General features: G+C 60.9%; 11 protein-coding genes. 6 read left to right on the top strand and 5 right to left on the bottom strand.

Annotation, left to right across the window (positions count from 1 at the left end; all coding sequences use genetic code 11):
- Positions 1-38 precede the first annotated feature (38 nt).
- The gene (rdgB, locus tag OKC43_RS12050) at positions 39-635 is read right to left on the bottom strand and encodes an RdgB/HAM1 family non-canonical purine NTP pyrophosphatase (protein ID WP_236272800.1); all 597 of its coding nucleotides are present in this window, start codon (positions 633-635) and stop codon (positions 39-41) included.
- Between the two features lie 238 nt (positions 636-873).
- Between rdgB and OKC43_RS12055 the strand changes: the two genes are divergently transcribed.
- From OKC43_RS12055 to OKC43_RS12065, 3 genes are all read left to right on the top strand, one after another.
- A complete protein-coding gene (locus OKC43_RS12055) occupies positions 874-2,037 on the top strand; it encodes a multidrug effflux MFS transporter (RefSeq protein ID WP_162506388.1) in 1,164 nt (387 codons plus the stop codon).
- Between the two features lie 135 nt (positions 2,038-2,172).
- Positions 2,173-3,222, top strand: coding sequence for an oxidoreductase (locus tag OKC43_RS12060; RefSeq protein ID WP_270659302.1), 1,050 nt, complete (start codon positions 2,173-2,175; stop codon positions 3,220-3,222).
- Between the two features lie 309 nt (positions 3,223-3,531).
- On the top strand, positions 3,532-3,780 hold the full coding sequence (locus OKC43_RS12065) for a hypothetical protein (RefSeq protein ID WP_005340533.1): 249 nt from the start codon (positions 3,532-3,534) through the stop codon (positions 3,778-3,780).
- A 62-nt stretch (positions 3,781-3,842) separates the two neighbouring features.
- Here OKC43_RS12065 and rimJ read toward each other — a convergent pair whose 3' ends face one another.
- Both rimJ and OKC43_RS12075 read right to left on the bottom strand, forming a co-directional pair.
- Complete coding sequence (gene rimJ, locus OKC43_RS12070) at positions 3,843-4,394, bottom strand: ribosomal protein S5-alanine N-acetyltransferase (RefSeq protein ID WP_139436559.1); 552 nt, start codon at positions 4,392-4,394, stop codon at positions 3,843-3,845.
- A complete protein-coding gene (locus OKC43_RS12075; RefSeq protein WP_005340529.1) occupies positions 4,394-4,948 on the bottom strand; it encodes a GNAT family N-acetyltransferase in 555 nt (184 codons plus the stop codon). The genes rimJ and OKC43_RS12075 overlap by 1 nt, the downstream gene beginning before the upstream one ends.
- 346 nt (positions 4,949-5,294) lie before the next feature.
- Between OKC43_RS12075 and OKC43_RS12080 the strand changes: the two genes are divergently transcribed.
- Positions 5,295-7,070 (top strand): M4 family metallopeptidase, encoded by a 1,776-nt coding sequence (locus OKC43_RS12080; RefSeq protein ID WP_236271901.1) that lies wholly within the window; start codon positions 5,295-5,297, stop codon positions 7,068-7,070.
- 32 nt (positions 7,071-7,102) lie between these two features.
- Here OKC43_RS12080 and OKC43_RS12085 read toward each other — a convergent pair whose 3' ends face one another.
- Positions 7,103-7,996 carry a LysR family transcriptional regulator gene (locus tag OKC43_RS12085; protein ID WP_236271902.1) on the bottom strand — a complete coding sequence of 298 codons (894 nt, stop codon included), beginning with the start codon at positions 7,994-7,996 and terminating at the stop codon, positions 7,103-7,105.
- Between the two features lie 92 nt (positions 7,997-8,088).
- On the opposite strand from OKC43_RS12085, the gene mdtH reads away from it, so the two are divergent.
- Both mdtH and OKC43_RS12095 read left to right on the top strand, forming a co-directional pair.
- Entirely contained in the window at positions 8,089-9,285 is a 1,197-nt protein-coding gene (gene mdtH, locus OKC43_RS12090) for a multidrug efflux MFS transporter MdtH (protein WP_005340523.1), read from the top strand.
- Positions 9,286-9,424: 139 nt separating this feature from the next.
- The gene (locus tag OKC43_RS12095; RefSeq protein WP_159158193.1) at positions 9,425-10,336 is read left to right on the top strand and encodes a bifunctional helix-turn-helix transcriptional regulator/GNAT family N-acetyltransferase; all 912 of its coding nucleotides are present in this window, start codon (positions 9,425-9,427) and stop codon (positions 10,334-10,336) included.
- A gap of 249 nt (positions 10,337-10,585) precedes the next feature.
- On the opposite strand, the gene prfC is transcribed toward OKC43_RS12095, so the two are convergent.
- Positions 10,586-12,175: a peptide chain release factor 3 gene (gene prfC / locus OKC43_RS12100; RefSeq protein WP_085942070.1), complete on the bottom strand. Its 1,590-nt coding sequence runs from the start codon at positions 12,173-12,175 to the stop codon at positions 10,586-10,588.
- Between the last annotated feature and the right edge of the window lie 227 nt (positions 12,176-12,402).

Here is a 12,402-nt window from a genome sequence, read left to right on the forward strand (position 1 = left end):
TAATTGACCGTGTGTAACCAACAAGGTGGCGAAGTGACTCAGTGCGCCGCAGCCAGCGCCGCTTTGAGCTTGGCCAGCGCCTGGCCGCGATGGCTCAGCTGGTTTTTCAGCTCGGCGGGCATCTGGGCGGCGGTGCAGTCGTGATCCGGCACAAAGAAGATGGGGTCATAGCCAAAACCGTGCTGACCGCGCGGCTCGTCGATGATCATCCCTTCCCAGCTCGCCTGACAGATGATGGGAGTGGGATCGTCGGCGTGGCGCATATAGACCAGCACACACCAGAAGCGGGCGCTCTTCAGATACTCGGGGGCACCTTGCAGCTCGCCGAGCAGCTTCTCGATGTTGGCCTTGTCGCCGGCACCCACACCGGCAAAGCGGGCGGAGTAAACGCCGGGGCGCCCTTGCAGCAGATCGACTTCCAGACCGGAGTCATCGGCCACGGCGGGCAGACCGGTAATGCGGGCGGCGTGGCGGGCCTTGATGATGGCATTCTCGACGAAGGTGGTGCCGGTCTCATCGGCATCGGAGACCGCAAACTCGCTCTGTGGGAACACCTGGATCTTCATATCGGCCAGCATGGCGGCCAATTCCTTCACCTTTTTCTGGTTACCTGTTGCCAGGACAAGCTTGTTCATCGAGCACCTCCGCAAAAATAATCTGCGCATTCTATGCGGCGCAAGCGTTTAGTAAAAGCGTCAATTACACCCGCTGTGATGGGGTTGCGGGGGATTTGCCGCCATCGAATAACCAGCTTTTTAATACATGTTTCCATAATGGAATAACCAAAGTGATTAAATACCATTTCTATTCATTACTGTGAGTCAGTAGACTCGCGCCCCAATTCATTAACCTGGCTGACTAAAGAGGTGACAGATGCCATTGATACTTTTACTCGTACTACTGGTGCTGTTCAGTCCGCTGGCTATCGACATCTACCTGCCCGCCATCCCGCAGATGGCCGAGCAGCTGGGCGCCGAAGTAACTCTGATGCAGGGCACCATCACCTGGTTCCTGTTCAGCATGGGGCTGGGGCAACTGCTTGTTGGCCCGCTCGCAGATCGCTACGGTCGCAAGCCCATCGCGCTGGGCGGCGTGCTGCTCTATGGCCTGAGCGCGCTGGGGGCCGGTTTTGCCGCCAGCCTCGGCGAGCTGATGCTGGCGCGAGTGCTGCAGGGCTTCGGCGCCTGCGCCACTTCGGTCGCCGCCTTCTCGGTGGTGCGTGACAGCTACGGCCCGAAAAAGAGCGGCCAGATGATCTCCTATCTCAATGGCGCCATCTGTTTTATTCCTGCGCTGGCCCCCCTGCTCGGTGGCTGGCTCACCGCCAAAGCGGGCTGGTCTGCCAACTTCTGGTTTATGGCCGGTTATGCGCTCATCGTCGGCAGCTGGCTGATGTGGCGGATGCCGGAGACCCGCCCGGAGGAGACCCGCAGCGAAGGGGCCCTCATCAGCTGGTCTCGCTACAGCCCGGTGCTGCGCTCCCCCAGCTTCCTGTTCAATGCGGCGCTGTGCATGCTGGCGATGGCGGTGATCCTCGCTTATGTCACCGCCGCACCGGTGCAGCTGATGGTGAAACTGGGGCTGGATATGAGCGGCTTTAGCTACTGGTTTACCGCCAACGCCGCGCTCAACATTCTGGCCTGCTTCATGGCGCCGCGCTTTATCGCCAAGGTGGGGCCAAGACGCACCCTGCGCATCGGCCTGCTGGTGTTGATGCTCTCGGCTATCATCCTGACTTTGGCCATGCACATCGAACATCCGCTGGCGATGATGGGGCCGGTATTCCTCTCCAGCATCGGCTTTGCCATGATTCTGGGCTCGGCCGCCGGGATGGCGCTGGCACCGTTCGGCCACTGCGCCGGTACCGCAGCGGCCCTGCTCGGCCTGTTCCAGATGAGCGGCTCCGGCGCGTTGGTTGGCCTGACCGGTGCCCTGATGCACGACCCGCTCAGCCAGCTGGCACTGCATATGTGGCTGCTGCTGCCGCCTCTGGTGATGCTGATGACCCGACGCGGTCGCCGCTTGTGTTTGCAATAAATCCTGTGCTCTGATGGGCACACTCAGGGGGCCATCGGCCCCCTTCTCGTTTGTATCGCCTTTACAGCATATGGCCATCCGGCAGATTGCCTGCGATGGCAACCCCACTCACTCGATGTCAGCGGAGAACTCCCGATGAGCCACACTCTCAACGCAGCCCTGGTGGGCTATGGCTTTGCAGGCAAGACCTTCCACGCCCCCTTCCTCTCCACCACGCCGGGCTTGTCCCTGAGTTGGGTAGTGAGCCGCGATGCCGCCAAGGTGCAGGCCGATCTGCCCGGCTGCCGGGTCGGCTCACTGGAGGAGGTACTGAGCGATGAGACCGTCGATCTGGTGGTGATTGCCACCCCCAACGACACCCATGCCCCCCTCGCCCGCCAGGCGCTGCTGGCAGGCAAACATGTGGTGATCGACAAGCCCTTTGCACTGGATCTGGCCGAGGCGCAAGCGCTGGTCGAGCTGGCCGAAAAGCAGCAGCGGCTGCTCAGTATCTTCCACAACCGTCGTTGGGACGGGGATTTCCTTACCATGCGCCGTTTGATTGCCGAAGGGACGCTGGGGCAGATCGCCCAGTTCGAATCCCACTTCGATCGCTATCGCCCCGAAGTGCGCCAGCGCTGGCGCGAAGCGGGTGGCCCGGGTTCCGGCCTCTGGTTCGATCTCGGCCCCCATGTACTGGATCAGGCGCTGCAGCTGTTCGGCCAGCCGGACTGGCTGCAGGCCGATCTGGCCGAGCAGCGCCCCGGCGCACTGGCGGACGACTACTTCCATGTGGTGCTGGGTTACGGTGCTCTGCGGGTTATTCTGCATGGCAGCTGTCTGGTCTCGGCCACCATGCCGCGCTTTGTCATTCACGGCAGCCAGGGATCGTTCGTGAAATTCGGTATGGATGTGCAGGAAGATCAGCTCAAGCAGGGCTTGCGGCCACCGGCGGCGGATTGGGGCATGGATAGTGAACCCGGTCAGCTCAGCCGCATTGTCGATGGCCAGTTACAGCAGCAGAGCGTGGTGGGTGAGGCGGGGGATTATGGCGCCTACTATCGCGGTGTCTGCGCCGCCATCAAGGGCGAGGGAAGCAACCCGGTGCCAGCAAGTGAAGCGCTGGCGGTGATGGCGCTGCTGGATCTGGCCCGTCAGAGCCACCTTGAGGGAAAACGGCTGCCCTGTCAGAAGCTGTCTGACTAAGGTGCGGGTCATCGGCCGCTATTGACCAACCTTGACCTTGTCAAACCGCCACAAGATGGCAGTAAAGTGGTGTTTTATTGTGCAATTAGTGCCATTTAACGGCATCTTGTATTGATATCAGTCGTTGCAGTGGAGCTTTTTATCCACGGCACGAAAAAATGTCATTGTGATATCCGTTTTCATCGGTAACTAATGGGGCTATATTGCGCCCGCCTGCTGCCTCCCGGCTTCTTGTTTCAATACCGGGCAACGGTGGGCGCTGTGATGGTTGCACAGACCATCTCTCCATCTTTTTTTGAGGGAATGCACATGAACAAAGTACTGGTAGCCGGTATCCTGGGTCTGATGTTGACTGCTTGCGGTCAGAAAGAAGAAAAAGCTGCCGCTCCTGCTGCTGCTCCGGCCGCCGAAGTTGCTGCCACTGTAGAAAAAGCCGCTAGCGAAGCCACCTCTACCGTAGAGAAGGCCACCTCCGAAGCGACTGCAACCGTAGAAAAAGCTGCTACCGAAGCCGCTACCAAGGTTGAAGCTGCAGTGAGCGATGCCAAGGCCAACTAAGCCTGCACCTCATTCGAAGACGGGTCCGAAGGCAACTTCGGGCCCGTTTTTTTATCTGACGATCAGGGAGCCGGATTAATCAGCGAGGTGAGGATGTGATCCTCCCAGCGGCCATTGATCATCAGATACGCCCGTGCAAACCCCTCCCGCTCGAAGCCGAGCCGCTCCAGCAAGGCGCCACTACGCTGATTGGCAGGCATATAGCAAGCCATGATGCGATGCAGATCGTGCTCCCGAAACAGGTAGTCGATGGCGGCTGACAGCACCTCTCTCATCACCCCCTGTCCCTGATGCTGCTGGTCGATGGCGTAGCCCAGATGACACGCCTTGAAGACCCCCATCAGGATATTGCTGAAGTTGCAGGTGGCGATCACCCGCTCGCCAGCCGGATCGAGGGCCACCAGATTGACGCCGGTGCCGTTGAAAAACTGGCTGTAGCTGTCCTGCAGCCGGGCATGCCAGTAAGAGAGGGTGTAAAAGTGCTCGTCCCGCAGCGGCTCCCAGGGGGCGAGATGGGCGCGGTTGCGCCGGTAGAAGTCGAGCATCATGGGGGCCTGATCCGGCGACAGTATGGTCAGGTGGGTGCGGGCCGTCTTGATATGTGGCAGCGCCATCAGGACTCCCTCTGTCTTAGCCACTCATCGCGCAGCAAGCTGTAGTGGGCATGGTCCACAATCCGGTTGCCCAACCGCTCTGCGCGCCGGGTCACCCCCTCCAGCTGCATCCCGAGCCGTTCACAAACAGCCCTGCTGGGCTCGTTATCGGTGGCGGCGCTGATCTCCACCTTCTCCATCCCCATCTCCTCGAAGGCGTGGTGGATCAGGGCCTGACAGGCACGGGTGATGATGCCGTTACCCTGCCAGCGCTCCGCCAGCCAGTAACCGATGACCACCTTGCCAAGGTCATGATCGATGCTGTTGTAACCTATGACCCCCACCACCTCCCCCTGATACTCGATGGCAGTGGTGAGCCCCTCACCCCGGGCGAACTTCTCGATGGCACTGCGAATGAAGAGGGCGCTGTCGACGGGGCGCTGGATCAGTGGCGGCCAGGGTAGCCACTGGGAGAGGTACTCCCGGTTGTCATTGCAGAGGGCAAACAGTTCGCTCGCCATATCGGGCTGCAAGAAGAGCAGCGCAAGCTCGTCGTCCAACTGCCATGAAAACATGGGATTCTCCTTTCAAATCAGTGATCAAATCGCGAACCAGCACCCAATGTAGCCAATCGTCACTGGCCGCGCCAGCCACTTTTACGCCTCCCCTCCGGCAGGTATCGCAGAGGGTCACAGCGTGCGTTCTCTCCTCCCTCAAAAGAGGAGGGTGGGTGTCTGAAACCGGATAATGCTCTCCACATGGCGCCGAAGAATGCCCCCAAACGGCACTTTGGCAGATCCTGCTACCCCTTTGTGCTGCGCTGTCACTTTTGACAGGGGGCACTTTCCCCCACCGGCACTAGCTTCAAAACGCCCGACCTTCGGTCGGTTTATCAACCTCATCGATTTAAGGAAAGAAGAGATGAATAAAATTTATCTGGCCGTTGCGCTGGCCTGCTGGGGAAGTGCCGCACTGGCGGCACAAGAGGTAGAGATCAACGTAACGGCAAACGGCATCCGGGCCATGACCGGCCTCAGTGCCGCGAGTGGTACCTTGCAGCTGGAAGATGGCGAGTTTCGTCAGGTGCGGGTGGTCAAGCTGCCCAACGGCCAGCAGCGGATCCGCTACGAGCAGGTCTGGAACGGCATCCCGGTAATGGGTCAGGTCATCGTGGCTGACAAGAGCCTGAACGGCCAGCTGCAACAGGCCAGCGGGCGCATGCTGCGCCAGATCGATCAGGATTTGGCAAGCCCGGCCGCCACCCTCTCGCCACAGGATGCAACCAGCAAGGCCAAGGCGGGCAGCAAGGGGAGTAACGAGCAGGTCAAACTCTATGTGATGCAGGATGAGAACGGGCTGGCCCGGCTGGTTTATCAGGTCTCCTTCATCGCCGAAGGTGACAAGCCAAGCCGCCCCTTTGTCATTCTTGATGCCCAGAGCGGTGAGGAGCTCAAACGCTGGGAGGGGATCAACCACAAGGACGCCACCGGCCCGGGGGGCAACATCAAGACCGGCAAATATTTCTACGGCACCGATTTTGGCCCACTCATCGTCGATGACAACTGCCGGATGACCAGCCCCAACGTCGATACCATCAACCTCAACCACGCCACCTCCGGCGGGGCCATCCACCAGTTCACCTGCCCGGAGAACCGGGTCAAGGAGATCAACGGTGCCTACTCGCCCCTCAACGACGCCCACTACTTCGGCAACGTGGTGTTCGACATGTACCGCAACTGGTACAACACGGCGCCCCTCACCTTCAAACTGAAGATGCGGGTTCACTACAGCAAGAATTACGAGAACGCCTTCTGGGATGGCAGCCAGATGACCTTCGGTGACGGCGCTACCACCTTCCACCCGCTGGTGAGCCTCGATGTGGCGGCCCACGAGGTGAGCCACGGCTTTACCGAGCAGAACTCCGGGCTGATCTATTCAGGACAATCCGGCGGCATCAACGAGGCCTTCTCCGATATGGCGGGGGAAGCGGCCGAGTTCTACATGAAGGGGAGCAACGACTGGCTGGTCGGGGCGCAGATATTCAAGGGCAACGGCTCCCTGCGTTACTTCGAGGATCCGACCCGGGATGGCAGATCCATCGGCCATGCCGCGGATTATCAGGAGGGGATGGATGTACACCACAGCTCCGGGGTCTACAACCGCGCCTTCTACCTGCTCGCCACCAGCAGCGGCTGGAACACCCGCAAGGCATTTGAAGTGTTCTTGCTGGCCAACCGCCTCTACTGGGGCGCCAACACCAACTACCAGCAAGGGGCCTGCGGCGTCAGCCGGGCGACCGCCGACCTGGGTTACAGTCAGGCGGATGTGGCACGGGCCTTCCAGACCGTCGGGGTCGATGCCAGCTGCGGCACCACGCCGCCACCAAGCGACAACGTGCTGCAAAACGGCGTGCCGGTGAGCAACCTCGCCGCCAGCAAGGGTGGCAAGCTCAACTACACCCTGAACGTACCGGCGGGCACCAGGTCGCTGCAGATCAGCAGCAGTGGCGGCACCGGAGATGCCGACCTCTACGTCCGCTTTGGCAGCGCCCCCACCAGCAGCAGTTACGACTGCCGCCCCTACAAGGGGGGCAATAACGAAAGCTGCTCGTTCACCAATCCCAAGGCGGGCACCTGGCATGTGCAGCTGTCAGGGTTTTCCGCGTTCAGTGGCGTGACCCTCAAGGCCAGCTACTGAGCCACCCGATGCGGGCCTTGTCCCGCATCGTTCTACTCATTGCGCCACCGTTTCGCCAGCGTGCGGGCGGTGGCCAACACGGTTTCCCGAGCCAGGTTGGGCCGCTTGCCACCGCGCCACGCCATCATCACATCCCAATGCTCCTGCGGCAGATTGCGCACATCGAGCCTGACCAACCGCCCCACCTCCAGATCCCGCTTGATGGCCAGCTCCGGCATCAAGGTGATAAACCCGTGTTCCAGCGCCAGATCCCGCGCTGCACTGGCGGGCTGCACCGCATGCAGGGGGCTGGCGTCCCGCCGCAGCCGCCGCAACTGCTGGATAAAGACGTCACACCCCGGCCCCCATACCTGAGGCGCCAGCCGCTGGTCGGCAATATCCTCCAGCGTGAGGCCGTGACAACCGGCCAGCGGATGCAATGGCGAGGCGATAGCGATGATAGGGGAGCAGCAGAGCAGCTCCATCTGCAGGCCAGCAACCGGCGGGCGCTTGAGCACAAAGCCGATATCGGCCTCCCCGGTCAGCAGCGACTGCATGATCTCGCCGGAGTGATCCGTGGTGCAGCGGATTTCGAACGGCTCATCCACCAGCTCCATCAATAGCGAGCCAAACACCACCGAAGTGAGGGATGGCAGGCTGGAGAGACGGATACAAGGCAGCGCTGGCGCCCCCTGTAGTGCCAGCCGCCCTTCGCTCAGAGTGGCCAGCGCCGAGCGGGCGGCAGGGAGAAACTCCTCGCAGGCACGGGTCGGCGTCACCCCGCGTCGATGACGCTGAAACAGCGGCGCCCCGAGGCTCTCCTCCAGCTGGGCAATCCGCTGGCTCACCAGCGGCTGTGACCAGCCACGAATGGCCGCCGCCTGACTGAAGCTGCCCAGCTCGGCCACATCCAGCAGCAGTTGCAGATCGTCCAGATCCATAGACATAAATAATCCTGATATGAAATATAGGTAGTTGTCGTCTACCACTATATCTAAACCCTCTCCAGAATGAAGGTATCTGTGAATGAGAGGGCGTTATGGTCGATAGGGCGAGGTTTTGGGGACGCTGGTTTCTGGCGCTGGATACCACACTGGTGATCCTGGGTTTCTTTGTGGTGATGCCGATGATCAGCCTGCGCTTCGTCGATCAACTCGGCTGGGCGGCCGGTCTGGTGGGGCTGGCCCTCGGCCTGCGCCAGCTGACCCAGCAGGGGCTGGGGATCTTCGGCGGCTCGCTGGCCGACCGCTTTGGCGCCCGCCCGCTCATTGTCACCGGCATGCTGCTGCGGGCGGTGGGCTTCGCCACCCTGGCCTGGGCCGACAGCGGCGCCATGCTGATCTTCTCCTGCTTCCTCTCCGGACTGGGCGGTTGCCTGTTCGACCCACCCCGGGCCGCACTGGTGATCAAGTTCACCCGTCCCCATGAACGGGGCCGCTTTATCTCCCTGCTGATGATGCTGGAGAGTGCGGGAGCCGTCACCGGTGCCCTGCTAGGCAGCTGGCTGCTGCGCTTTGACTTCACCTACGTCTGCCTGCTGGGTGCCGGGCTCTTCACCCTGGCGGCCCTGTGCAACTGGACCCTGCTGCCCGCCTACCGCCTCTCGGTCAAACCCACTCCGATGCGGGAAGGGTTGGGACAAGTACTGGCAGATCGCGCCTTCTGCCGACTGGTGCTGATCTTAAGCGGCTATTACATGCTGTGGGTACAGGTGATGCTGATTTTCCCCATTCTGGTCAAACAGCTCTCCGGCACCACCACGGCAGTGGGCTGGATGTACAGCCTGGAAACGGCGCTGTCACTGGCGCTGCTCTACCCTATCGCCCGTTTCAGCGAGCGGCGCTATCGGCTGGAGAGCCGGCTGATGGCGGGTATCCTGCTGATGACGGTAGGGATCGGGCTGGTCGCCTTCGTCAGCACCCTCTCCGGCATCTTCGTACTGCTGGCCTGCTTCTATCTGGGGATCATCATCTGTGAACCGGCCCGGGAGACCCTGATGACCCGGCTTGCCAACCCCACAGCCCGCGGCAGCTACATGGGCTTCAGCCGCCTCGGACTGGCGCTGGGAGGCATGACCGGCTACGTGGGCGGTGGCTCCCTCTATGACTTCTCGCTGCAACAGGGACAACCGGCCCTTCCCTGGCTGGTGCTGGGCACCATAGGTGTCGCCACCATGTTGCTGCTGGCCCGCTGCTTCTCCCGCCGCCCGGAGCTGGCTATCAGAGCCGCCGCCTGACGACCGCCCCACCTGCGGCAGCCCAATCAACGGGGCTGCCGCTCACCTCATATTCTGCAAGTCATCACAGCAAAAGGTTGCGAATTACAACTTTTACGCTATTTTAGTTGTCATGCACAACTAAAAAGGAACCCACGATATGGATCCCCGTCCCCTGCGCGCCCTGTCGCGCGATCTGGTTCGCGAACTCGGCATGCTCTCCCAGCAGTGCGGCAATCTGGCCCTCACCCCCATCGAGGCTCACCTGCTGATCGAGCTGGAAAACGCCCCGGCCACCAACCAGCAGCTGGCAGAAAAGCTGCACATCGACAAATCCAACGCCAGCCGTCCGCTGGCACGCCTCGCCGAGCGGGAGCTCATCAGCTGGCACCCGCACCCCTCCGACGGCCGCAGCAAGGAGGCCCGCCTCACCGTCAACGGTCAGGGGATGCTGCTGGAGTTGCACCGGGAGATGGACGGGGCGATGGAAGAGATGCTGGCGCAGTTGAGCCTGCCCGAGCGGGAGCAGTTGTGGCAAGGGCTGCGGCTCTATCGCAGCGCCCTCTCCCGCGCCCGCCGCCAGCGGGGTTACCAGATCCGCCCCATCACGGCGGCGGACAATGCCCAGATCGCCTTGGTGATCCGCGCCGTATCGGCCGAATATGGTCTCACCGCAGACAAGGGCTATGGGGTCTCGGATCCCAATCTCGATACCCTCTCCCAGAGCTATAAGGGGGAGAAGAGTCGCTACTGGGTCATCGAAGGACCTGACGGTTCCATCCTCGGCGGTGGCGGTATCGCGCCATTGGCGGGAGAAGAGGGAGTCTGCGAGCTGCAGAAGATGTACTTTATGCCCGCCCTGCGCGGACTGGGCCTTGGCAAGCGGCTGGTATTGCAGGCACTGGATGCCGCTCGTGACTTGGGCTATCAGCGCTGCTATCTGGAGACCACCGAAGTACTGCGCGAGGCCACCAGCCTCTACGAATCACTGGGCTTTGAACACCTGCCCAGCCCCCTTGGCTGCACCGGCCACGGGGATTGCGAGATCTGTATGGTGCTGACACTGGGGTAGCCCCCTCATCCCCAACCCTTCTCCCGCAAGGGGAGAAGGGGGTAAAAACACTTCCGCGATCTTTCAGGCTGACCTCTGATGGTTCCCTCTCCCTCTGGGAGAGGGCTAGGGTGAGGGCTGCTTGCGACTGGTATATGCTGAACCATTACCCCCTGCATCCCTCCTTAAACAGGCAAAACGGCACAAAACAAGAGACCCCGCCGAAGCGGGGTCTCTTTGATTATCTGCCAACAGGCAAACAAACCATTATCAGTGCTCGCGAGTCTGGCGGAACTCAACGTCCGGATGGCGCTCCTGGGCCAGGCGCAGGTTGACCATGGTCGGTGCGATATAGGTGAGGTTGTCACCGCCATCGAGGGCCAGGTTGACCTCGTTCTTGCGCTTGAACTCTTCGAACTTCTTGACGTCGGTCCCTTCCACCCAACGGGCGGTGGAGACGTTGACCGCCTCGTAGATGGCCTCGACGTTGTACTCGCTCTTGAGGCGCGAAACCACCACGTCAAACTGCAGCACACCGACCGCACCAACGATGAGATCGTTGCTAATCAGCGGACGGAACACCTGCACCGCGCCCTCTTCGGAGAGCTGGACCAGCCCCTTGAGCAGCTGCTTCTGCTTGAGCGGGTCGCGCAGGCGGATGCGGCGGAACAGTTCCGGTGCAAAGTTCGGGATACCGGTGAACTTGAGATCTTCACCCTGGGTGAAGGTGTCACCGATCTGGATGGTGCCGTGGTTGTGCAGACCGATAATGTCACCAGCGAAGGCGTCTTCCGCCTGCTCACGGTCACCGGCCATAAAGGTCACGGCGTCGGAGATGTTCACATCCTTGCCGATACGCACATGGCGCATCTTCATGCCCTTGGAGTAAGTTCCTGACACGATACGCATAAAGGCGATACGGTCGCGGTGCTTCGGATCCATGTTTGCCTGGATCTTGAACACGAAGCCGGAGAACTTCTCCTCGGTTGCCACCACTTCGCGGCTCTCGGCCTTGCGCGGCATGGGAGACGGCGCCCAGTCAGTCAGGCCATCCAGCATGTGGTCAACACCGAAGTTACCCAGTGCGGTACCGAAGAAGACCGGGGTCATCTCGCCAGCGATAAAGGCATCGTGATCGAACTCGGGAGAGGCGCCCTGCACCAGTTCCAGCTCGTCACGCAGCTGCCGGGCCAGATCTTCGCCGACGGCGGCATCCAGATCCGGGTTGTTCAGCCCCTTGACTACACGCTTCTCCTGGATGGTGTGGCCCTGACCGCTCTGATAGAGATAGGTCTCATCCTTGTAGAGGTGATAGACCCCCTTGAAGGATTTACCGCAGCCGATAGGCCAGGTGATGGGGGCGCACATGATCTTCAGCTCGCGCTCCACCTCGTCCATCACTTCCATCGGATCGCGCACTTCACGGTCCAGCTTGTTCATAAAGGTGAGGATGGGGGTATCACGTAGACGGGTCACTTCCATCAGCTTGCGGGTCCGGTCTTCAACACCCTTGGCGGCATCGATGACCATCAGGCAGCAGTCGACCGCGGTCAGGGTACGGTAGGTATCTTCGGAGAAGTCCTCGTGACCCGGGGTGTCGAGCAGGTTGACCAGACAATCGGCATAGGGGAACTGCATCACCGAGGTGGTGATGGAGATACCACGCTGCTTCTCCATCTCCATCCAGTCGGATTTGGCGTGCTGGCCCGAGCCACGGCCCTTGACGGTACCGGCGCGCTGAATGGCCTGTCCGAACAGCAGGACTTTCTCGGTGATGGTGGTTTTACCCGCATCCGGGTGCGAAATGATCGCAAAAGTGCGTCTCTTGGAGACTTCACTCAGAAATTCAGCTGACATAATTCAACGTTCTTCTATTGAGCGGTGGCATCAGCCACCGTGGGAATAAATCCGGAATGCCGCTCACGGCACATGTATACGCAACGAAAGCCACGCCAGCTGGCGTATTGCCAACCTGGTGGAGAGAGGGAGGAGGGTTGCGTTACATGGGTCTTCTCGCCTGAGTCAAAGCAAAATTGCGCGACATTATACCCGCGCGAGTGAAAAATACCCAGCCTGACAAGAGATGA

The organism is Aeromonas sp. Y289-2 (genome assembly GCF_027705925.1).
Lineage (GTDB): Bacteria > Pseudomonadota > Gammaproteobacteria > Enterobacterales > Aeromonadaceae > Aeromonas > Aeromonas veronii.